We start from the raw sequence: 22050 nt of genomic DNA on the forward strand, positions 1-22050 counted from the left end.
CCCGATCGCGCCCACGGCCATGACGACGAGCACCGCCACCGACGCGCCGATAGCCGCCCCGACCGCCGAGGTCGAGCTGCTGATCGGGGGAATGACCTGCGCGTCCTGCGCGTCCCGCGTCGAGAAGAAGCTCAACCGGATGGACGGCGTGACCGCGACGGTCAACTACGCCACCGAGAAGGCGAAGATCAGCTGTCCGCCCGGGACCGAGGTCGCCGACCTGATCGCGACCGTGGTGAAGACGGGATACACCGCCGAGGAACCCGTCCGCGAGGAGCCCGCCGACGACCGGGCCGGGACCGCGGCCGAGAGCGACCCCGAGCTCTCGGCCCTGCGCCACCGGCTCCTCGTCTCCGTCCTCCTCTCGGCGCCCGTCGTGCTGCTCGCGATGGTCCCGGCCCTGCAGTTCGACTTCTGGCAGTGGCTCTCGCTGACGCTCGCCGCGCCCGTCGTCGTCTGGGGCGCCGCACCGCTGCACCGGGCCGCCTGGACGAACCTGCGGCACGGCGCCGCCACCATGGACACCCTCGTGTCCGTGGGCACGCTGGCCGCCTTCGGCTGGTCCCTGTGGGCGCTCTTCCTGGGTGACGCGGGCATGCCCGGGATGCGGCACCCGTTCGAACTCACCGTCTCCCGCACCGACGGCGCCTCCGCGATCTATCTGGAGGTCGCCGCCGGCGTCACCGCCCTCATCCTGCTCGGCCGCTATCTCGAGGCCCGCTCCAAGCGGAGCGCGGGGGCGGCGCTCAGGGCGCTGATGGAGCTGGGCGCCAAGGACGTCTCCGTGCTGCGCGGCGGGCAGGAGACCCGGATCCCGGCCGACCGGTTGGTCGTGGGGGACCGGTTCGTCGTACGGCCCGGGGAGAAGATCGCCACCGACGGCACGGTCGTCGAGGGCGTCTCGGCGGTCGACGCGTCGATGCTGACCGGCGAGTCCGTGCCGGTGGACGTCGGGCCGGGCGACCCCGTCACCGGCGCGACCGTGAACGCCGGCGGGCGGCTCGTCGTCGAGGCCGGCCGGATCGGCGCCGACACCCGGCTCGCCCGCATGGCGCGGCTCGTGGAGGACGCGCAGAACGGCAAGGCCGAGGTGCAGCGGCTCGCCGACCGGATCGCGGGCGTGTTCGTGCCCGTGGTCCTGGCCCTCGCGACCGCCACCTTCGGCGGCTGGCTCGGCGCGACCGGCGACACCGTCGCCGCGTTCACCGCGGCCGTCGCCGTGCTGATCATCGCCTGCCCGTGCGCGCTCGGCCTCGCCACCCCGACGGCCCTCCTGGTCGGCACCGGGCGCGGCGCCCAGCTGGGCATCCTCATCAAGGGGCCCGAGGTGCTGGAGTCCACCCGGCGCGTCGACACCGTCGTCCTCGACAAGACGGGGACCGTCACCACCGGCCGGATGACCCTCCAGGACGTGTACGTCACGGACGGCACGGACGAGACCGAGCTGCTGCGGCTCGCGGGCGCCCTGGAGCACGCCTCCGAGCACCCGGTCGCCCGCGCGGTGGCCGCGGGCGCGCAGGAACGCGCCGGGGAGCTGCCGGCGGCCGAGCACTTCGAGAACGTGCCCGGGCGGGGTGTACGAGGGCACGTACAGGGGCGCGAGGTGGCCGTGGGGCGGCTCTACGGGGACCTTCCGCAGGAGCTGGCCCGCGCCAAGGACGAGGCCGAGCGGGGCGGTCGTACGGCCGTCGTCGTCGGCTGGGACGGAGCCGCGCGCGGGGTCCTCGTGGTCGCCGACGCGATCAAGGAGACCAGCGCCGAGGCGGTCCGGGAACTGCGCGCGCTGGGGCTCACGCCGGTGCTGCTGACCGGGGACAACCGGGCCGTGGCCGAGGCGGTGGCGGCGGCCGTCGGGATCGACGAGGTGATCGCCGAGGTGCTGCCCGAGGACAAGGTCGACGTCGTACGGCGGCTGCAGGGCGAGGGGCGGGTCGTCGCGATGGTCGGCGACGGCGTCAACGACGCGGCCGCGCTCACCACCGCCGATCTGGGGCTCGCCATGGGCACCGGGACGGACGCGGCGATCGAGGCGAGCGATCTGACGCTGGTGCGCGGGGATCTGCGGGTGGCGGCGGACGCCATCCGGCTGTCCCGGCGGACCCTGTCCACGATCAAGGGCAATCTGGTGTGGGCTTTCGGATACAACGTGGCCGCGCTGCCGCTGGCCGCCGCCGGACTGCTCAACCCGATGATCGCGGGGGCCACGATGGCCTTCTCGTCGGTGTTCGTCGTGACGAACAGTCTCAGGTTGCGCACCTTTGACTGAGACCCCCTGGAGTCCTGCGCGAGCCTCACATAAGCTCTTCACAAGGCTCGCGCATCATCCTTACGCTTGGGCCTCGCTCGCTGTATCCGGGCTCTTGCGCATCTAACGGACATATGCAAGAGACACAGATCACAGTGATGTGAACGTAACCACCGAAGGGGTTCGAAGGTCTAAGTTGACGGTGTCGGAAAGCGTCTTGGGGGGCGCGGACCGGCATCTGGGGATGTCTTGGGGGACTTCCTCAGAGATGCGTTGCCGGGGCACGTACACCGGGAAGCTTTGAGCGGCCCTCCCAGCGTGCGCGTCCCGGCAGATCGCACACGCGGTAGTACGGCGAGTTCTGCTCGTTGTGCTCAACCGCAGGCACGACAACCGCACGACAACCGCATATCGACACAGCGAATTCAGGCGCTGTCCTCACAAACGCCCGGCCGGATCCCGTGGGGGGAATCCGCACCGGGACATGGGAAGGCGCCCTGGTCGTCGGCCCGTGGGGGGACTGACGCCGGGGCGCCTTCCGCTTTGCCTTCGCAGGCGGCTTGGGCCGACTTCGGGTGCGGGTATGCGGTGGCTGGTCGCGCGGTTCCCCGCGCCCCTAGGGCCTGTCGTTCGGATCAGGTCGGCTGAGCCGACGTGGCCTCTCGGCCGAGCCGAGCGGGGTGTGGTGCGTGCGGCTGCAAGGCGGAGGAGGGCGGCGACGCGATGGGGGTCCCCCCGCTCGAGCGCAGCCGAGAGCGGGGGAGTCGGCAACCGACGACAACGCCGCAGACGCGCGTGCCACACCCCGCGACGCGCGGCATGATCCAAACGACAGGCCCCAGGTGGGACCGGCCCAGCTACGTGCCGGACGAACCGGTGGCGGGGGAACCCGAGCGGCCCCCCGCCGGAGGCGTCAGCGCTCCTCGACCGGGACGAAGTCGCGCTCGACCACGCCCGTGTAGATCTGCCGGGGGCGGCCGATGCGGGAACCCGGCTCCTTGATCATCTCGTGCCACTGGGCGATCCAGCCCGGGAGGCGGCCGAGGGCGAAGAGGACCGTGAACATCTCGGTCGGGAAGCCCATGGCGCGGTAGATCAGACCCGTGTAGAAGTCCACGTTCGGGTACAGGTTGCGCGAGACGAAGTACTCGTCGGAGAGCGCGTGCTCCTCGAGCTTCAGGGCGATGTCCAGCAGTTCGTCGGACTTGCCGAGGGCCGAGAGGACATCGTGCGCCGCCGCCTTGATGATCTTGGCGCGCGGGTCGAAGGACTTGTACACCCGGTGGCCGAAGCCCATCAGGCGGACGCCGTCCTCCTTGTTCTTCACCTTGGAGATGAAGGAGTCGACATCGCCGCCGCCCGCCTGGATGCCCTCGAGCATCTCCAGCACGGACTGGTTGGCGCCGCCGTGCAGCGGGCCCCAGAGCGCGTTGATGCCGGCCGAGATCGAGGCGAACATGTTCGCCTGCGAGGAGCCGACGAGGCGGACCGTGGAGGTCGAACAGTTCTGCTCGTGGTCCGCGTGCAGGATGAGGAGCTTGTCCAGGGCGGAGACCACGACCGGGTCGAGCTCGTACTCCTGGGCGGGGACCGAGAAGGTCATGCGCAGGAAGTTCTCGACGTAACCGAGGTCGTTGCGCGGGTAGACGAACGGGTGACCGATCGACTTCTTGTACGCGTACGCCGCGATCGTCGGAAGCTTGGCGAGCAGACGGATCGTGGAGAGGTTGCGCTGCTTCTCGTCGAACGGGTTGTGGCTGTCCTGGTAGAAGGTGGACAGCGCGGAGACCACCGAGGACAGCATCGCCATCGGGTGGGCGTCACGCGGGAAGCCCTTGTAGAAGTTCTTGACGTCCTCGTGCAGCAGGGTGTGCTGCGTGATGTCGTTCTTGAAGACGCTCAGCTCGTCGACCGTCGGCAGCTCGCCGTTGATCAGCAGATAGGCGACCTCGAGGAAGGTCGACCGCTCCGCGAGCTGCTCGATCGGGTAGCCGCGGTACCGGAGGATGCCCTGCTCGCCGTCCAGGTACGTAATCGCGGATTTGTAGGCGGCGGTGTTGCCGTAGCCGCTGTCCAGGGTCACCAGACCGGTCTGGGCGCGGAGCTTCCCGATGTCGAAGCCCGTGTCGCCGACGGTGCTGTCGATCACCGGGTAGGTGTACTCGCCGTCGCCGTACCGCAGTACTACAGAGTTGTCGCTCACGTCATCCCTCACCGACGTTGTGCCTCTTCTTCGAGGTTGCCCTGACTGTCTCTACCCTCCCCCATTTGGCGCAGGAGAGTGCACTCGGGGTCGACCATTGGGCTTATCGACGGCACTCAGTGCCGCCAACTTGCTCATCCTGCCGCCTTCGTCACGGTTGGGGAAGTGCTCTGTGACCTTTACGACTCGTTTGATCGATCATTTTTTGTGATGCGTTTGTGAACCACGTGCTCAACGGCCCGAGAGCCGGAAATCGAGGGCCGTACAGCGCCGGCCCGCCGAGACCGTGCGCACCGCCTGGCCGATCGCCTTGCGTGAGCCGACGAGGACGACGAGGCGCTTCGCGCGCGTGACGGCCGTATACAGAAGGTTCCGCTGGAGCATCATCCATGCTCCCGTGGTGACGGGGATCACCACGGCGGGATATTCACTTCCCTGTGAACGGTGGATCGTCACCGCGTACGCGTGGGCCAGTTCGTCCAGTTCGTCGAACTCGTACGGAACCTCCTCGTCCTCGTCCGTCAGTACCGTCAGGCGCTGGTCCACCGGATCGAGCGAGGTGACCACGCCCACGGTGCCGTTGAAGACACCGTTCTTCCCCTTCTCGTAATTGTTGCGGATCTGGGTGACCTTGTCGCCGACACGGAACACCCGCCCGCCGAACCGCTTCTCGGCCAGATCGGGGCGACCGGGGGTGATGGCCTGCTGGAGCAGTCCGTTGAGCGTGCCGGCGCCGGCGGGACCGCGGTGCATGGGCGCCAGCACCTGCACGTCCCGGCGCGGGTCCAGGCCGAACTTCGCCGGGATCCGGCGGGCCGCCACGTCCACGGTGAGCCGCCCGGCCTCCTCGGTGTCGTCCTCGACGAAGAGGAAGAAGTCCTTCATACCGTCGGTGACCGGATGCTGTCCGGCGTTGATCCGGTGCGCGTTCGTCACCACGCCCGACTGCTGGGCCTGGCGGAACACGCGCGTGAGCCGGACGGCGGGCACCGGGCTGTCGTCGGCGAGGAGGTCGCGCAGCACCTCGCCCGCACCGACGCTGGGCAGCTGATCGACGTCCCCGACGAACAGCAGCCGCGCGCCCGGCGGTACGGCCTTCACCAGCTTGTTGGCCAGCAGCAGGTCCAGCATCGACGCCTCGTCGACCACCACCAGGTCGGCGTCCAGCGGACGGTCCCGGTCGTACGCCGCGTCGCCGCCCGGCTTGAGCTCCAGCAGCCGGTGGACGGTCGAGGCCTCGGCGCCGGTCAGCTCGGCCAGACGCTTGGCGGCGCGGCCGGTGGGCGCGGCCAGCACGACCTTGGCCTTCTTGGCACGGGCCAGCTCCACGATCGAGCGCACGGTGAAGGACTTGCCGCAGCCCGGACCGCCGGTGAGCACCGCGACCTTCTCGGTCAGCGCCAGCCGCACGGCCGCCTCCTGCTCGGGCGCGAGCTCGGTGCCGGTACGGCCCTTCAGCCAGGCCAGCGCCTTGTCCCAGGCCACGTCACGGAAGGCCGGCAGCCGGTCCTCCCCGGTGCGCAGCAGCCGCAGCACCTGGGCGGCGAGGGAGAGTTCGGCGCGGTGGAAGGGGACGAGGTAGACCGCGGTGACCTCCTCGCCGTCCTCACCGGGGACCTTCTCCCGTACGACACCCGGCTCGCCGGAGTCCTCGTCCGGCTCGGCCAGTTCGGCCAGGCACTCGATGACCAGGCCGGTGTCCACCTGGAGCAGCTTCACCGCGTCGGCGATCAGCCGCTCCTCGGGCAGATAGCAGTGGCCCTGATCGGTGGACTGGGACAGCGCGTACTGCAGGCCCGCCTTGACGCGCTCCGGGCTGTCGTGCGGGATCCCGACGGACTGGGCGATCTTGTCGGCGGTGAGGAAGCCGATGCCCCAGACGTCGGCGGCCAGCCGGTAGGGCTGGTTCTTCACGACCGAGATCGACGCGTCGCCGTACTTCTTGTAGATCCGGACCGCGATGGAGGTGGACACCTCGACGGTCTGGAGGAACAGCATGACCTCCTTGATCGCCTTCTGCTCCTCCCAGGCGTCGGCGATCTTCTTCGTCCGCTTCGGGCCGAGGCCGGGCACCTCGATCAGGCGCTTCGGCTCCTCCTCGATGATCGTCAGCGTGTCGACGCCGAAGTGCTGGGTGATGCGGTCGGCGAAGACCGGGCCGATGCCCTTGACCAGGCCGGATCCCAGATAGCGCCGGATGCCCTGGACGGTCGCCGGCAGGACGGTCGTGTAGTTCTCCACGGTGAACTGCTTGCCGTACTGCGGGTGCGAGCCCCAGCGGCCCTCCATCCGCAGCGACTCGCCGACCTGGGCACCGAGCAGCGCGCCCACGACGGTGAGCAGATCGCCGGCGCCGCGGCCGGTGTCGACCCTGGCCACCGTGTAGCCGTTGTCCTCGTTGGCGTACGTGATGCGTTCGAGCACGCCTTCCAGCGTCGCGAGCCGCTGCTCTCCCGTCCGGGAGGCCCCCGCCTGATCGGTCATGATCCGACGGTACCGCCGGGGTCTGACACCACGGGGCGGTGTCTGTTCCACGTGCCCCTCTCCCTCGCCTCGCCCCCTGGGATCACGATCCGGTCTCAGGGGGTTGCATCCCGTCGTGTAATCGATTCCAATCCTCCGTACACATCGATGTAATCGATTCCACGAGGAGGTGGAGCGGCGATGGCGAGCATCAAGGACGTGGCCGCCGAGGCGGGGGTCTCCGTCGCCACGGTGTCGCGCGTCCTGAACGACCACCCGTCGGTCAGCGAGGACGCACGCACCCGCGTGCTGGCCGCCGTCGAGGCCCTGGGCTACCGCCCGAACGCCGTCGCCCGGTCGCTGCGCACCGACCAGACCCACACCCTCGGCCTGGTCATCAGCGACGTGATGAACCCGTACTTCACCGAGCTGGCCCGCTCCGTGGAGGAGGAGGCCCGCGCGCTCGGTTACAGCGTGATCATCGGCAACGCCGACGAACGCCCCGACCTCCAGGACCACCACGTACGGACCCTGCTGGACCGCCGGATCGACGGACTGCTCGTCTCCCCCACCGACGGCGGCTCGCCGCTGATGCTCGACGCCGCGCGCGCGGGCACGCCGATGGTGTTCGTCGACCGGTGGATCCCGGGTGTCGACGTCCCGGTGGTGCGGGCGGACGGCCGGGCCGCCGTACGGGACCTCGTCGCGCATCTGCACCGGCTCGGGCACCGCAGGCTCGCCATCATCGCGGGCCCGGCCGCCACCACCACCGGCAGCGAGCGCGTCGAGGCCTTCCGGGCCGCCATGGCCGAGTACGGGCTTCCGCTCCCGGACGCCTACATCGGACAGGGCGACTTCCAGGCCGAGAGCGGCCGCCGGGTCACCGACGGCTTCCTCGACCTGCCCGAGCCGCCCGAGGTCGTGTTCGCCGCCGACAACCTGATGGCGCTGGGCGCGCTGGACGCCGTACGCGCGCGTGGGCTGCGCGTTCCCGACGACCTCGCGCTGGCCGCGTTCGACGACATCCCGTGGTTCGTGCACACCGATCCGCCGGTCACCGCGATCGCCCAGCCCACGGGCGAGCTCGGCCGGGCCGCCGTACGGGCCCTGGTCGACCGCATCGAGGGACGGCCCCCGCAGTCCGTCACCCTCGCCGCCCGGCTCGTCGTACGCCGGTCGTGCGGCGAGCCACCCCCCTCCGAGCCACCCCCCTCCGAGCCACCCCCCTCCGACCCACCGCCCTCCGGGCCACCGACTTCTTCGGAGTCACCCGCAACGAACAGGAGCCAGTCGTGAGCAACGCGGACGAGTTGCTGCGCATCGAAGGCATACGCAAGACCTTCCCCGGGGTGGTCGCGCTCGACGGCGTCGACTTCGACCTGCGCCGGGGCGAGGTGCACGTGCTCCTCGGTGAGAACGGCGCGGGCAAGAGCACCCTCATCAAGATGCTCTCCGGCGCCTACCGCCCCGACGCCGGGCGGATCCTGGCCGGCGGCGAGGAGGTGCGCATCCACGGCGCACAGGACGCCGAGCGCCTCGGGATCGCCACCATCTACCAGGAGTTCAACCTCGTACCCGATCTGACGGTCGCCGAGAACATCTTCCTCGGGCGACAGCCGCGCCGCTTCGGGATGATCGACCGCAAGAGGATGGAGGCCGACGCCGAGGTGCTCCTCGCGCGCGTGGGCGTGAACGTGTCGCCACGCGCGCGTGTCCGCGAACTCGGCATCGCGCGCCTGCAGATGGTCGAGATCGCCAAGGCGCTGAGCCTCGAGGCGCGCGTGCTGATCATGGACGAGCCGACCGCCGTGCTGACCTCCGAGGAGGTCGAGAGGCTCTTCGCGATCGTGCGCGCCCTGCGCGAGGACGGCGTCGGGATCGTGTTCATCACCCACCATCTCGAGGAGATCGCGGCCCTGGGCGACCGGGTCACGGTCATCCGCGACGGCAGGTCGGTCGGGCAGGTGCCCGCGTCCACGTCCGAGGACGAGCTCGTACGGCTCATGGTGGGCCGCTCCATCGAGCAGCAGTACCCGAGGGAACGCGCCGACCGGGGCGCCGCGCTGCTGTCCGTCGAGGGGCTCACCCGCAACGGCGTCTTCCACGACGTCAGCTTCGAGGTGCACGCCGGTGAGGTCGTCGGCATCGCGGGGCTGGTCGGGGCCGGCCGTACCGAGGTCGTCCGGGCCGTCTTCGGCGCCGACCCCTACGACAAGGGCGCCGTGAAGGTCGCCGGCGCGCCGGTCGCGAAGGACGACGTCAACGCGGCCATGGCCGCCGGCATCGGACTCGTCCCCGAGGACCGCAAGGGGCAGGGGCTGGTGCTCGACCAGTCGGTCGAGGAGAACCTCGGTCTGGTCACCCTGCGCGCCGCGACCCGCGGCGGACTGGTGGATCTGAAGGGCCGGCACGAGGCGGCCGAGCGGATCGCCGGACAGCTCGGGGTCCGGATGGCCGGACTCCACCAGCAGGTGCGCACCCTGTCCGGCGGCAACCAGCAGAAGGTCGTCATCGGCAAGTGGCTGCTCGCCGACACCAAGGTGCTGATCCTCGACGAGCCCACGCGCGGCATCGACGTCGGCGCCAAGGTCGAGATCTACCAGCTGATCAACGAACTCACCGCCCAGGGCGCCGCCGTCCTGATGATCTCCAGCGATCTGCCCGAGGTGCTCGGCATGAGCGACCGGGTGCTGGTGATGGCACAGGGCCGGATCGCCGGCGAGCTGGCCGCGGACCAGGCCACCCAGGACGCCGTGATGGCCCTCGCGGTGAGCAACCCCTCTCTCTCCCCTTCCACTTCCAGTGAAACGGAGGCCGGCCGTGGCCGCTGACACGCTCAAGAGCACGACGGGCGCCGGCGGCGGCGCCGCGGCGGTCCGCCGACTGCTCCTCGACAACGGCGCGCTCACCGCGCTGATCGTCCTCGTCATCGCCATGTCGGCGCTGTCGGGCGACTTCCTGACCACCGACAACCTCCTGAACGTCGGCGTCCAGGCGGCCGTGACCGCCATCCTCGCCTTCGGCGTGACCTTCGTGATCGTCTCGGCGGGCATCGACCTGTCGGTCGGCTCGGTCGCCGCCCTGTCGGCCACCGTGCTGGCGTGGAGCGCCACCCAGCACGGCGTACCGGTGGCGACAGCGGTCGTCCTCGCCGTGCTGACCGGCATAGCGGCCGGTCTGGTGAACGGTTTCCTCATCGCGTACGGCAAGCTGCCGCCGTTCATCGCCACGCTCGCGATGCTGTCGGTGGGCCGCGGTCTGTCGCTGGTGATCTCCGAGGGCTCCCCGATCGCCTTCCCCGACTCCGTCTCGCACCTCGGTGACACGCTCGGCGGCTGGCTGCCGGTGCCGGTGCTGGTCATGGTCGTCATGGGGCTGATCGCGGCGTTCGTGCTGGGCCGGACGTACATCGGGCGTTCGATGTACGCGATCGGCGGCAACGAGGAGGCGGCCCGCCTCTCCGGTCTGCGGGTGCGGAAGCAGAAGCTCGCGATCTACGCCCTGTCCGGGGTGTTCGCGGCCGTCGCGGGCATCGTCCTCGCCGCCCGGCTGTCCTCCGCGCAGCCGCAGGCCGCCGACGGCTACGAGCTGGACGCGATCGCCGCGGTCGTCATCGGCGGCGCGTCGCTGGCCGGCGGCACGGGCAAGGCGTCCGGCACCCTGATCGGCGCGCTGATCCTGGCGGTGCTGCGCAACGGCCTCAACCTGCTGAACGTCTCCGCCTTCTGGCAGCAGGTCGTCATCGGTGTCGTCATCGCGCTCGCGGTGCTGCTGGACACGGTCCGCCGCAAGGCCGGGGCGACCCCGGTCGGGGCCGGTGCCGGGTTCGGCGGCAACAAGGGCCGGCAGGCGGCGACGTACGGTCTCGCGGCCGTGGTGACGGTGGCGATCGTCGGCGCGACGTCGTTCCTGCACGACGGCTCGTCCTCCGCGGCCACGAAGCCGAAGGTCGGTCTGGCCCTGTCCACGCTCAACAACCCGTTCTTCGTGCAGATCCAGTCGGGTGCGAAGGCGGAGGCGAAGAAGCTGGGCGTGGACCTGACGGTCACCGACGCGCAGAACGACGCCTCGCAGCAGGCCAACCAGCTGCAGAACTTCACCAGTTCCGGCTACGACTCGATCATCGTCAACCCGGTGGACTCGGACGCGGCGAGCAACTCGGTGAACGCCGCCGACAAGGCGAAGATCCCGGTCATCGCCGTCGACCGCGGCGTCAACAAGGCCACCGTGGACGCGCTCGTCGCCTCCGACAACGTGGCCGGCGGTGAACTCGCCGCCAAGACGGTCGCCGAGAAGCTCGGCGGCAGCGGCAAGATCGTGATCCTGCAGGGCCAGGCGGGCACCTCGGCGGCGCGGGAGCGCGCGGCGGGCTTCGCCAAGGGCCTCGAGGCCTACCCCGGGATCCAGGTCGTGGCCCAGCAGCCCGCCGACTTCGACCGCACCAAGGGCCTCGACGTGATGTCGAACCTGCTCCAGGCGCACCCGGACGTCCAGGGCGTCATCGCCGCCAACGACGAGATGGCGCTCGGCGCGATCAAGGCGCTGGGCGCCAAGGCCGGCACGTCGGTCCAGGTCGTGGGCTTCGACGGAACTCCGGACGGCCTCAAGGCCGTTGAACAGGGGACGCTGTACGCGTCCGTCGCCCAGCAGCCGTCCCAGCTGGGGAAGATCGCCGTGGACAACGCGCTGCGGGCGGTGCAGGGCAAGAAGGTCGAGGAGACGGTGAAGGTGCCGGTGAAGGTGGTCACCAAGGAGAACGTGGCCGGGTTCAGCGGCTGACGACGGGGAACGGGCGGGCGGTCAGGGGGACCGCCCGCCCCAAGTCACATACTGGGAGTCCTTTCATGTACGACTACGACCTGCTGGTCGTGGGTTCGGCCAACGCCGACCTGGTGATCGGCGTCGAGCGCAGGCCCGGGGCCGGTGAGACGGTCCTCGGTTCCGACCTGGCCGTCCACCCCGGCGGCAAGGGCGCGAACCAGGCCGTGGCGGCCGCGCGCCTCGGGGCCCGTACGGCCCTGCTGGCCCGGGTCGGCGACGACGCGTACGGCCGGCTGCTGCTCGACTCGCAGCGGGCGGCCGGGGTCGACACGGCGGGTGTGCTGGTGGGCGGTGCGCCGACGGGGGTCGCGCTGATCACCGTGGACCCGTCGGGCGACAACAGCATCGTGGTGTCGCCGGGTGCGAACGGCCTGCTGACCCCGGAGGACGCAGCGGCCGCGGCCGGCCTCCTGCGGACCTCACGGGTCGTCTCGGCACAGCTGGAGATCCCGCTGGAGACGGTCGTGGCGGTGGCGGCGAGCCTGGCGCCGGACGCCCGCTTCGTGCTGAACCCCTCCCCGCCCCGCCCGCTGCCCGCCGTGCTGCTCGCGGCCTGCGACCCGCTGATCGTCAACGAGCACGAGGCCAGGGTGATCCTCGGCGCGGCGTACGACGCGGCGTCCGGGCCCGAGGACTGGGCGCGGATCCTGCTGGCGAAGGGCCCGAGGTCGGTGGTCGTGACGCTGGGCGCGGAGGGCGCGCTGGTGGCGTCGGCGCGGGACGGCGTGGAACGGGTGCCGCCGGTGAAGGTGGACGCCGTGGACACGACGGGCGCGGGTGACTCCTTCACCGCGGCGCTGGCGTGCAAGCTGGGCGCGGGCGCGTCCCTCGCCGAGGCGGCGGCGTACGCGGCCCGGGTGGGGGCGGTGGCGGTGACCCGGCGGGGCGCGCAGGAGTCCTTCCCCACGGCGGAGGAGGTCGACGCCCTGTGAAGAAGGCCGGGATCCTGAACCGCCACCTCTCCGGCGCGCTGGCCGAGTTGGGCCATGGTGACGGGGTGCTGGTGTGCGACGCCGGCATGCCGATACCGGACGGGCCGCGCGTGGTCGACCTCGCCTTCCGGGCGGGGGTGCCGTCGTTCGCGGAGGTCGTGGAGGGCCTGCTGGAGGAACTGGTCGTGGAGGGCGCGACGGCTGCCTCGGAGGTACGGGAGGCGAATCCGGCGGCGGCGACGCTGCTGGCGGGCCACTTCACCCGACTGGCCTACGTCTCGCACGAGGAACTGAAGGAGTTGTCGGCGGGCGCGCGGCTGGTGGTGCGCACGGGCGAGGCACGGCCGTACGCGAATGTGCTGCTGCGGTGCGGGGTGTTCTTCTGAACCGCTGAGCTGCGCAAACGCCGCAACGTACTTCGAGGGGCCCGGTCCGTCGACCGGGCCCCTCGGCTTGCCCCCTCCAGCTGTCGAAACCCCCGCGATCCCCCCGGATCCCCCTCCAGAAGTCCCGACGCCCTGTACGACATGCCGGGGCCGGGAAGGGTTGCACGGGTTCCAGAAAATTTCCGACAGGCGGTTTGCCCGAAATGTGACACATGATGTTGTCGTCCCCCTCTCCCCCTCCCACGAGGAGTACGACTGTGTCCGAAACGACCGAGGCCCCCGTCACCCCGTTCACCATCGGTGACCCGCTCGACTCCCCCTCCCACCCGGTAGAAGTACCGGACTTCGACGAGGAATGGACCGTCGACAAGGGCTTCACCTGGGTCTTCTACGGCGAGGGCAACCGCACCCTCACCCGGCCGGTGATCATCGCCGACGGCTTCAACCACGGCAAGAGCAAGCTCAAGGAGCTCTACGAGTTCCTGGAGGGCGAGGACTACCCCCTCATCAGCGAACTCCGCCGGCGCGGCAAGGACGTGATCCTGCTCGGCTTCGACAACCGCACCGACTCCATCCTGACCAACTCGAGCGCGGTCGAGGGAGCCATCCGTGAGGCCATCGCCCGCCGTGCGGGCAACGAGCGGCTGATCGTCGGCGGCTTCAGCATGGGCGGCCTCGTCGCCCGCTACACCCTCGCCCGGATGGAGACCGACTTCCACGAGGACGAGCACCAGACGGGCGTGTACTTCTCGTTCGACACCCCGCACCGCGGCGCCTCCATCCCGGTCGGCGTCCAGGCGTTCGCGTACCTGCTGCCGTACGGCCTGGACCTCAAGCCCCATCCGTTCGAGCAGCAGATGAACAGTGCGGCCGCGCGGCAGATGCTGTGGCAGCACTACGACAAGAAGACCCAGAAGATCGGGGTGGCACCCGAACGCACCGCGCTGCTCAACGAGTTGGACCGCGTCGGCCAGTGGCCGCGGATCCCGCGCAAGCTGGCCGTCGCCAACGGCCGCGGCGACGGCATCGGGCTGCCCGACGTCGAGCCCGGCGAGGTCACTCTGCGGCTCGACGTCCGCTACCCCGGCACCACCTTCTACGCCCAGGCGCAGGGCGACGACGTGACGGTCGCCTACCTGCACCGGAAGTTCCCGCCGACCGAGCGGACCATCCCTACCAGCGGCTTCCCCGAGCTGGACGGCGCACCGGGCGGCACGCTCGCGACGTACCAGATCCTCGCCGACTCGATGATCGAGGCCGGCGGCGAGGCCGACCTGCGGCAGCCGCACGTGTGCTTCGTCCCGTCGGTCAGCGCGGTCGACATCTCGGACTTCGAGCGGCAGGGGGACCTGTACGCGCGGGTCGACGGCCTGGACCCGTCCCAGAGCGGCGTGGACGAGTTCCGCTGCTCGTCCGCCACGACCCCGCACACGCTGCCGACGGAGGAGCTGTGCACCTGGCTGCTGGACCGGTTCTAGCCGCGGTCTGACGGTGCGGCCGGGGCAGGGGCACGGACGGTGCCCCTGCCCCGGCCGCGCACCCCGAGAAGAAGCGGGGACAACAGCCCGGCAATACGCCAGTGGTTGACTCCGGCCGTGCGGCCTGTGACACAGGCCTGCCACAGACACTGCAGAGCACGGCAAAGCGGAGAGATCAAAACATGCTGAATACAGTGGCGTTAGAGGCCCGGCCCCGCGGCCTGGGCCGTCTCGCGTTCCGGGGTTGGGCGGCGGCCTTCGCCGTCGGCCTCAGCCTGATGTTCTCGTTCTTCGGCACGGGCACCGCATCGGCGGTGACCGTCCTCGGACCGGCCCACCTGAGCAGCCTGGCGACCGGGCGCTGCCTCGACGGCGGCCCCGCGAACGAGAGCGGCAAGGGAGATGTCTACACGAACGGTTGCCAGTCAGGGAACCAGTGGCAGCAGTGGCAGGTGGAGATCGTCTACCACGCCAGCTACGACGTCGTCATGATCCGTCACACGGCGACCAACACGTGCCTGACCCAGCAGCTGGGGCTTGCCACGGTCCCCTGCAACGGCGGCGACGCCTCCCAGCTGTGGCAGGCGAAGGGCACGGGCTGGAACGACGTCGAGCTCAGGGACATGCCGCTCGCCAACTGCCTGGACGCCGACGGCAGCGGCGACGCGTACATGCTCGGCTGCAACGGCGGCCCGTACCAGCACTGGAAGCTGGGCTAGCGCTCGGGGGCCGGAGAGGGGCCGGCGTTCCCGGTGATCCCCCTCCGGCCTGCTCGACGTACGCCTGCCACTCGCTCCGCCGCTGATCGCCTAGGCAGGGGGTACGGCAGCCTCGGGGGCCGGCGGCAGAGGGTCGGCCACGAACGACCCCTGGGCCCGCACGGTCACCACCAAGCCCTGGTCGCGAAGGATGTCCAGGGCGCGGCGGACTGTACCGGGACCGACTTTGTACTCATGCGTCATGGTCAGTTCGCCCGGCAGTCGAGTGCCCGGCGGGTATACACCGGTACGAATCTTGCGTTCGATGATCGCGGCGAGCTGCTCATACACATACTGCGGTGAATCAGGGCTGATCTTGTCCACTCGGTGAACGTATGCCGCTGCGCGCCACCACGCATCACTTAGTACTACTACCAACTACTACCTACCACTACTGCTATGCAGGTAAGGTGTCGCGAAACGAAAGCGCCCCGGCGGGAAGGGTGAGAGCTTCCGGGCCGGGGCTGAGCCGACTACAGAGGAGTCGACCTATGCGCAGCCTACTGGCCGCGATTCTGAGCCTTTTCCTGCCGCCTCGCGGAGCGCACCGCTCCCTTGACGCGCCACCGTTCTTGACCGCCCCTACGTCCGCGCCGACGCGTCGGACGCGGGTGCCCGCCCCGGATGTCGTCGCAGCCGACGATCTGCCCTTGGTCCGGCCGTACCTCGCCGTATGGGAAGCCGAGCGGGACGAACGGGACCGCTGGCACCGCCAGCGGGAGCGGCGCCGTGCGGCGGTTCTCGCGACGCTGGGCCAGGACTACGTTCCATCGGCGGCCGCCGCATGAGCAGCGTGAGGAGATTCCGGAGCGTCGGCGTCGACCCCGCCACCGGCAAGGAGGCGTTCGTGGTTGCGCGACCGGGCGGTTTCCTCGAGGAGCTGGCCGACGCGCACGCCCTGAAGGCCGCCGCCGTCCTGGTGACCGTCGTCGGTGCCGTACTGGAGGGAGGCAAGTCCTCGGACACCGAACTCGCCGCCTTCGTACCGGCGTTGCACGCGGCGCTCGAGGAATGCGTCGGCATCATGGCGGCGGACAGGGAGCAGTGACTACGTAACGGCTGTCAAGGACGGGAACCAGCGCTTCCCGCAGCGGTCTTGAGATAGGCGCCGAGGGTCTGGAGTGCTGTCCAGGCCCTCGGGTCGGTTCCGTCCCCGAGGGGATAGTGGAGGGCTGGGGACGCCGGTGAGCCGAGTTGGCGCGGCTGGGTGGCGATCGGTGGGCGGGCCGCACGGGGAAGGCCGATCTTCTGCACGTCGCGTGGTCCCAGGGTGAACGAGACCGGGACAGGCGGGCCTTCCACCTGCGGCGGCAGGGTGAGGTCGGCGCGGGCGGCGCGGACGGTGGTGAGCATTGTCGCCAGGCCGTGTTCCGTGACGAGAGTGGCGGCGAGGGATTCCAAGGTGTCGAGCGGCACGTGTGCAGGATGCTCGTAGCCGAGGGTGAGGGTGATCTCCTCGGCGACGCCAGCAGTTGTGCGCGCAATGCGTTGCGTGGCGATGGCCGGACGGTCCGGAGCGCCCACGGCGACGAGTTGGGTGGGGGCCGGGGCCCGGTCCCGGGCGAGGTCGGTCAACTGGTGCGGTGACCAGGGGAGATTGACCGGTTCGGCCGTGCCCCAGCCGAGGGGCGGGGATCCGGTGAGGTGCCGCCAGGCCGCCTCCAGCGCGCGGCCCAGGACGAGCCGCTCGTCAGGTGCGTGCACCGTGCGGAACGACACGGTGAGCCGGCGCTGCTCGGTGGGCGCGGCTTCTGCGGTGAAGGCGTCGGCGAGCGTGCCGTCGATCGGGAGGAACGTGCCGTTCTGCCAAGCCAGTCTCGCCCCGGACAGACCGTCGTAGTAGCCGCCGCCCTGCGGATCCTGTACGACCCAGCGGTTGGGTGCGCCGCCGAGTGCGGTGCGCAGGGGGAGGGTGAGGCTGACGTGTGGGGGCGTGACGAGGTGGAGGGCGCGGTTCGACTGTGCCGTGGCGCGGAGAGTGTCGGAGAGCCAGGCGGTGAGCGGGAGGAGCGGGCGATCGGAGAGGACGACGGCGGTCGAGTCGGTCAGCGCGTCGACGGTCGGGAAGTCCTGGGCGCCGGGAGGTTCGTCGGGGACGGGGACCCGGGCGGTGTGGGCTGCTCCGGGCGGCCAGGTGGTTCCGCCGAGGAGCATGGTCAAGCGTCCGCACACGGATTCCGCCAGTGGCTCCGCCTCGGGGGCCGCCGTGGAGGCGCGTACCTCGGTCCACCAGTACGGCAGCTCCGGAGCGGTGGTCCCGGCGCCCAGGAGACGCTCCGCCTCACCCGGCGCATGGACGAGCAGCGGGGCCTCTACGGACACCAGCGGGCGGCCCGCAGCCGTACACAGCTGGACGACCGCACCGTCATCGGTGGCCGTCAACTCCAGGTCGGGGCCGCCGGCGTGGAGAGCGGCCAGCAAGGACGCCTGGTCGGGCATCTTCGGGGTGAGGGCGATGACTTCTTTGGCCATGCGAGCGCTATTCGTCCTGTGCCAGCTGCGAGGCCAGCCCCAGGTTGAGTTCTGCGGTGGCCAGCATTCGGACGATCTCGATCGGAAGAGCGGCGAATTCCATGCGCACAATCTCAGCGGGGTCGATCTGACGAGTCTGTCCGTCACGCCCGATGGCTTCGATGACATAGCGATATCCGCGAGGGCTGGCGGAATCGTGTTCGACAGCCCACCGTGCTCCGAACCTCTGGATGAGGATGTCGGCGAGGTAACACACCAGGTCGGCGTGGAGTGTGATCCAGTCGGACTGCTCAAATTCGTCAAGCGGCGCGCGGGAAACCCAGTCCTGCAGAGCCGGAATGAGACTCAACGGGTCACGTGTATAGACATCGGGAGGCACGCCGAGCATGTCTGCCACATCAATCATGGCTCGACGCCCTTCCTCGGCGAGATGCTTCACGGCTGTTTCGTCCAGCGTCTCCGGCCCAGCGTCTCGCGCCCCTCGCTCGGTCACGTCGGGAACTCTCCCACCCACGTACGCTCCAAGAGATGCTTGGGCACGTACTCGGATTCGACATCGACCGCGATGTCCGCGTCGAACGCCATGCAGGCGATGGCCAGTGGCCCCAGAGCCACGAGGCCTTCGCCGCTTTTCGAGCGCGCCTTGTTGTCGGTCCAGTATTCGCGATGCCAGGTGATTCCTTCCGCCAGGGCAGCGTTGAACGGTTCCGATTCTTGCCGTTGGTAACGGTGAAAGATCTCCAGCGGCGGATAGAGAATCTTCAGCATGAGTTCGGCACTGGCGATATGGGGGGCCGCTGGGTCTGTGGCGTTGATCGCGGCGACCAGGGTGTTCCAGGTCTCGGGGCGACCGAACCAGGCATTCTGCAGGGTTTCCACCCATGCGTAGATGTACTCGTCAAATTCCGCTCCGGATGCCCGCAGAAACGAGACGGGAACGCGGGCAAGTTTGTCCAGTCGTTCGTTCTCCCGACAGATCACAGCCAGGTAATAGGCAGTGACCCAATTCCCGGCGTGCAGATATTCCTGAGGCCCGGTTGCCGGGAGGTATTTGACCTCACCTTTACTCCCTATACGGCAGGGTACGGGGCCTTCCGTGGCCGTTCCCGAGATGAAAAGCCCCGATCCTACCTGCATCGCGGTGACCCAGGCCTCCCACGTGGAGAATTCCTCCGCCGAGGGATCCGTAACACAGTTCCACTTGGCAACGGTGAGCGAATTATCCAGCGCATCGAAACGGTCGAATTCGGATGTTTCGAGTTCAGAAAGCGCTTCGTCGGTGATTTGAGTGATGGGCGCCATGGCCTTGGCCACGTTGTCCACAGGGAAGTCGTGCCTAGGAATGCGGATGACCACGTGCCTCTCTTCTCATCAGACCCTCAAGTGCTCCACTATAACGCCAGCATAGAGGGAACCGTCCGGGTCCCTCACCTTGACCAGGACGTACTGAAGCTTCCCCGCTTTGAGTGCGGCACGGAACTCACTGGCGAGTTCAGCATCGACATCGCCACGTTTCGTCATCTCGGCCAGGATGGTTCGCAGGTACATATACGTACCCTGCTTCACCCGCATACCCGCCGCGCCACCGTCGTCACCGAGATGCGGTTGTACGGGGTCCTCCGGGTCGGCGCGTCCCTGTCGCCAGTCAAGGTCGTTTCCGGGTGCCTTGTCCTCGACGATCAGGATTCTGTCGTCCCCGAGCCTGTATGCCCCGTCGAACATGTCGGCTCCGTTGGCAGTCTTCGGGAGCTCGACCGGCTCGGCATCCGGGAACTCGTGCCGAATCGCGTGGAGTCTGGAGGCATCCTCCCCCAGTCTCTCGGGGATCTTGCTGTTCGGAGGCACGTCACCAAGCTGTCTGGCATACGCCTCCTGCGCAGCGGCAAGGACCTGTTGGTTCGCTGCAGACGGCGTCTTGTCGAACGCCCTCTGCGCGTTCATGAGCTCCCGATAGGCCTGACGGTCCGCGACCCTCCTGTCGAGACTCGGCAAGACCTCGTCCGGTGCGGTGCCTCGCGGAAGCGGCTTCGAGCCGAACCTGACTTCGGACGGGCCGCTCGGCAAGTTGTGCTTGGCCACCCAGCGGCCCTGAGGGTCCTTCGCGAGTTGAGGGAGCTCCACTCCGTCCACCAGCCCGATGTTGGGCCGTCGCCGTCCGAGAGTGTCGTAGTGTTCCTTGAACCACTCAGGATCTTCGTTGGCCTTCCGGACATGCTCGTCCTGGATGGCCTTGCGCTCCTCCGTACTCGGCTCTCGTTCCTGTCGCTCACCCTGGGTACCATCGCCGTCCGGGCGATCGGGACCCGAACCGGACCCAGTGCTCCTGTCCGTTCCGGACCCGCCCCCCGAACCGTGCGCTGTGCCACTCCCGGCCGCCGGGGGATTCTCGCCGACACCTGGGTGTTGCCCAAAGTCCCGTGCGCCGTTCTCCGCGACATGCTCGGCCGCCCGGCCCGTGTCAGTGACGGAGTTCCTCCCTGCGTGGGCGCCGACAAGTTCGGACTCACGGACTCCTGCCACAGGTGAGGCACTCCGCTCGGCGGCCGAGGGCTCGACCTGCGCCTTGGAGACGTGCTGGTGAAGAGTCCCGTCCGCGTTGAGGAGGTGGCCCTCGTCGGTCAGGTACACGAGCTTGCCTGTGGCGTCGTCGAGGTAGGGGATCGCGTTGTCGGGGATCTTGGGCGAGCGGAGGGCGTCCGCTCGTTCCAGGAGGTCGAGGGTGGTGCCCGAGTGGAGGTTTTTCAGGGTGCGGAAGGTGTCGCCGACCTTGGTGAAGGCGAAGGTGCCCGCCTTGCCGGCGTACGTCATCGGGTCGATGGCCCGGCCGATCCTGCTTGCCGTCGACAGGGCGCGGGCCGTGGCCCCCGTCTTGGCCGCCGCGCCCGTGCCCTCCGTGCCCAGCAGGGTCAGCACGTTGAAGCCCACGGCGCCCGCCGCACGGGACGGGTTGGTCTTCCAGGTGTCCCAGGCGACGAATCCCTTGACGGTCTGTTTGTAGGCGGTGCGGGACTCGCGGAGCCAGGAGGGGAGTTTGTCCTCCGGCAGGAGCCACCAGGTGCCCAGCGTGGCGCTGGTGAGGGCGGATGCCGTGGCGAGTTGGGCCAGGCCCTTCCAGGCCTGGCCCGCCGCGTCCGAGCCGTCGGCGCCGAACAGGGTGCCCACGCCGTGGATCGTGGCCATCACGCCGTCGGTCCAGATGCCGTCCCAGACCTGGCCGGCCTGGTGGGTCAGCCAGTCCCAGCCCTCGTACTCCCGCTCGGCCGGGGCGCCCCACGGGGTCTCCGGCGCGTGGTCGAGGTCCTCGGCCCGGTAGCCGTACATGTGGTCGCCGTGCGAGCCGTCGTCCACGGTGATCTTCGAGCCGCCGACCAGCGCGGTGATCTTGTTGTGGCAGGTCCGCTCGGCCGCTTGGAAGGCCGCCACCGTGTGGTTGACGTCCCGCCAGAGTTCGTTGTTGCGGTCGACCTTGTCCTGGTCCTTGCGCCAGTCGTCGTCCCCGGAGAGTGAATCAACGAACACTGTGGCGTCCGTCTTCAGGGTTGCCAGTCTGTCGATCAGCGGCTGGACTTCCGCGCTGTAGTCCGACAGCGCCGACGCGACCTTCTCCAGGTCGTCGGCGAAACCGTCCGCCTTCGCCTTCACCGGCTGGGTGGAGGAGAGCAGGTCGGCCGCGTCAGGGGTGCGGTAGACGGCGGAGAGGTTCTGGAACGTGGTGTGGACGTCCGCGCCCGACGCCCGGAACTGGGCCGCGTTCGCGGTCAGCAACATCACGTCCGTGTCCAGGGTGGACAGGTCCCCGATGAAGTGCGGTATGCCGGACGGGTCGATCAGCGTTGCCCCGTCGCTCACTTGCCCGCCCCCGGCAGGTCGACCTTCGGCTCCTTCGCCGCCTCCCGCTGGGCCGTGGCCGCCATCGTCAGGTCGCCCTCGGCGTAGTGGGCCGTGGCCTCCGCGGCGCCGTTCAGCGACTTGGAGGTGCGTTCGGCCAGATAGAGCAGGTCACGGCTCCAGTGGTTCAGGAACTCCGCCAGCGCCGCGCCCACCAGGCCTGCCGTGCTGCTGTACGGGCCGTACTGGCTGGTGAGCGTCCCCGCCGCCGAGGCCGCCTCCTCCAGGTTGCCCTGCATCGCCTGACCCGTGTCCGACAGCGCCTTCGCCGCCGTGCCGGTGTTCCGCAGAACGCCGCGCACCCCGGCGACGTCTATGTCCCAGCCCGTCACTCTGCTCCCCCGTTGCCCGTCCATCACACAGAACGTCGAACGTATTATCGCATGAGCAGTTGCAAAGCGACG

18 protein-coding genes are annotated in these 22050 nt (G+C 69.5%); 10 read left to right on the forward strand and 8 right to left on the reverse strand.

Annotated elements, in window-relative coordinates; genetic code table 11:
* The first annotated feature begins 19 nt into the window (after positions 1–19).
* Positions 20–2266 carry a heavy metal translocating P-type ATPase gene (locus ABZ464_RS17100; RefSeq protein ID WP_359277181.1) on the forward strand — a complete coding sequence of 749 codons (2247 nt, stop codon included), beginning with the start codon at positions 20–22 and terminating at the stop codon, positions 2264–2266.
* A gap of 892 nt (positions 2267–3158) precedes the next feature.
* Here the strand turns inward: ABZ464_RS17100 and ABZ464_RS17105 are convergent.
* A complete protein-coding gene (locus ABZ464_RS17105; RefSeq protein WP_359277184.1) occupies positions 3159–4448 on the reverse strand; it encodes a citrate synthase in 1290 nt (429 codons plus the stop codon).
* A 231-nt stretch (positions 4449–4679) separates the two neighbouring features.
* Positions 4680–6932, reverse strand: a complete 2253-nt coding sequence (locus tag ABZ464_RS17110; protein ID WP_359277186.1) for an ATP-dependent RecD-like DNA helicase — start codon at positions 6930–6932, stop codon at positions 4680–4682.
* 180 nt (positions 6933–7112) lie between these two features.
* On the opposite strand from ABZ464_RS17110, the gene ABZ464_RS17115 reads away from it, so the two are divergent.
* The 7 genes from ABZ464_RS17115 to ABZ464_RS17145 all read left to right on the forward strand — a co-directional run bounded on the left by ABZ464_RS17115 (position 7113) and on the right by ABZ464_RS17145 (position 15247).
* Positions 7113–8207 (forward strand): LacI family DNA-binding transcriptional regulator, encoded by a 1095-nt coding sequence (locus ABZ464_RS17115; RefSeq protein ID WP_359277189.1) that lies wholly within the window; start codon positions 7113–7115, stop codon positions 8205–8207.
* On the forward strand, positions 8204–9742 hold the full coding sequence (locus ABZ464_RS17120) for a sugar ABC transporter ATP-binding protein (RefSeq protein WP_359277192.1): 1539 nt from the start codon (positions 8204–8206) through the stop codon (positions 9740–9742). The genes ABZ464_RS17115 and ABZ464_RS17120 overlap by 4 nt, the downstream gene beginning before the upstream one ends.
* The gene (locus ABZ464_RS17125) at positions 9732–11690 is read left to right on the forward strand and encodes a substrate-binding domain-containing protein (protein ID WP_359277195.1); all 1959 of its coding nucleotides are present in this window, start codon (positions 9732–9734) and stop codon (positions 11688–11690) included. Before ABZ464_RS17120 ends, ABZ464_RS17125 begins: the two co-directional genes overlap by 11 nt.
* A gap of 65 nt (positions 11691–11755) precedes the next feature.
* Positions 11756–12664: a ribokinase gene (locus tag ABZ464_RS17130; protein WP_359277198.1), complete on the forward strand. Its 909-nt coding sequence runs from the start codon at positions 11756–11758 to the stop codon at positions 12662–12664.
* Complete coding sequence (gene rbsD / locus ABZ464_RS17135) at positions 12661–13050, forward strand: D-ribose pyranase (RefSeq protein WP_359277201.1); 390 nt, start codon at positions 12661–12663, stop codon at positions 13048–13050. The genes ABZ464_RS17130 and rbsD overlap by 4 nt, the downstream gene beginning before the upstream one ends.
* A gap of 257 nt (positions 13051–13307) precedes the next feature.
* Positions 13308–14528: a hypothetical protein gene (locus ABZ464_RS17140; protein WP_359277204.1), complete on the forward strand. Its 1221-nt coding sequence runs from the start codon at positions 13308–13310 to the stop codon at positions 14526–14528.
* Positions 14529–14710: 182 nt separating this feature from the next.
* Positions 14711–15247 carry a ricin-type beta-trefoil lectin domain protein gene (locus ABZ464_RS17145; protein ID WP_359277207.1) on the forward strand — a complete coding sequence of 179 codons (537 nt, stop codon included), beginning with the start codon at positions 14711–14713 and terminating at the stop codon, positions 15245–15247.
* 90 nt (positions 15248–15337) lie between these two features.
* Here ABZ464_RS17145 and ABZ464_RS17150 read toward each other — a convergent pair whose 3' ends face one another.
* The gene (locus tag ABZ464_RS17150; RefSeq protein WP_359277210.1) at positions 15338–15610 is read right to left on the reverse strand and encodes a GntR family transcriptional regulator; all 273 of its coding nucleotides are present in this window, start codon (positions 15608–15610) and stop codon (positions 15338–15340) included.
* A 326-nt stretch (positions 15611–15936) separates the two neighbouring features.
* On the opposite strand from ABZ464_RS17150, the gene ABZ464_RS17155 reads away from it, so the two are divergent.
* Together ABZ464_RS17155 and ABZ464_RS17160 are read left to right on the forward strand one after the other, a co-directional pair.
* Complete coding sequence (locus ABZ464_RS17155) at positions 15937–16074, forward strand: hypothetical protein (RefSeq protein ID WP_359277213.1); 138 nt, start codon at positions 15937–15939, stop codon at positions 16072–16074.
* On the forward strand, positions 16071–16334 hold the full coding sequence (locus tag ABZ464_RS17160) for a hypothetical protein (RefSeq protein ID WP_359277216.1): 264 nt from the start codon (positions 16071–16073) through the stop codon (positions 16332–16334). Before ABZ464_RS17155 ends, ABZ464_RS17160 begins: the two co-directional genes overlap by 4 nt.
* Before the next feature lie 14 nt (positions 16335–16348).
* Here the strand turns inward: ABZ464_RS17160 and ABZ464_RS17165 are convergent, their stop codons facing one another.
* The 5 genes from ABZ464_RS17165 to ABZ464_RS17185 are packed head-to-tail and all read right to left on the reverse strand — an operon-like array spanning position 16349 to position 21978.
* Positions 16349–17758: a DUF6177 family protein gene (locus ABZ464_RS17165; protein ID WP_359277219.1), complete on the reverse strand. Its 1410-nt coding sequence runs from the start codon at positions 17756–17758 to the stop codon at positions 16349–16351.
* A gap of 7 nt (positions 17759–17765) precedes the next feature.
* Complete coding sequence (locus ABZ464_RS17170) at positions 17766–18251, reverse strand: hypothetical protein (RefSeq protein WP_359277222.1); 486 nt, start codon at positions 18249–18251, stop codon at positions 17766–17768.
* Positions 18248–19114: an immunity 49 family protein gene (locus tag ABZ464_RS17175; RefSeq protein ID WP_359277224.1), complete on the reverse strand. Its 867-nt coding sequence runs from the start codon at positions 19112–19114 to the stop codon at positions 18248–18250. The genes ABZ464_RS17170 and ABZ464_RS17175 overlap by 4 nt, the downstream gene beginning before the upstream one ends.
* A gap of 15 nt (positions 19115–19129) precedes the next feature.
* On the reverse strand, positions 19130–21607 hold the full coding sequence (locus ABZ464_RS17180) for a hypothetical protein (RefSeq protein WP_359277227.1): 2478 nt from the start codon (positions 21605–21607) through the stop codon (positions 19130–19132).
* Entirely contained in the window at positions 21604–21978 is a 375-nt protein-coding gene (locus tag ABZ464_RS17185; RefSeq protein ID WP_359277230.1) for a DUF6507 family protein, read from the reverse strand. The genes ABZ464_RS17180 and ABZ464_RS17185 overlap by 4 nt, the downstream gene beginning before the upstream one ends.
* Between the last annotated feature and the right edge of the window lie 72 nt (positions 21979–22050).

It is taken from the genome of Streptomyces sp. NPDC005820 (genome assembly GCF_040630255.1).
Classification (GTDB): Bacteria; Actinomycetota; Actinomycetes; order Streptomycetales; family Streptomycetaceae; genus Streptomyces.

Coding starts and splice junctions, on each gene's coding strand:
- ABZ464_RS17100 (WP_359277181.1), top strand. CDS start 20: ATGACGACGAGCACCGCCACCGACGCGCCGATAGCCGCCCCGACCGCC.
- ABZ464_RS17110 (WP_359277186.1), bottom strand. CDS start 6,932: ATGACCGATCAGGCGGGGGCCTCCCGGACGGGAGAGCAGCGGCTCGCG.
- ABZ464_RS17115 (WP_359277189.1), top strand. CDS start 7,113: ATGGCGAGCATCAAGGACGTGGCCGCCGAGGCGGGGGTCTCCGTCGCC.
- ABZ464_RS17130 (WP_359277198.1), top strand. CDS start 11,756: ATGTACGACTACGACCTGCTGGTCGTGGGTTCGGCCAACGCCGACCTG.
- ABZ464_RS17145 (WP_359277207.1), top strand. CDS start 14,711: ATGCTGAATACAGTGGCGTTAGAGGCCCGGCCCCGCGGCCTGGGCCGT.
- ABZ464_RS17160 (WP_359277216.1), top strand. CDS start 16,071: ATGAGCAGCGTGAGGAGATTCCGGAGCGTCGGCGTCGACCCCGCCACC.
- ABZ464_RS17165 (WP_359277219.1), bottom strand. CDS start 17,758: ATGGCCAAAGAAGTCATCGCCCTCACCCCGAAGATGCCCGACCAGGCG.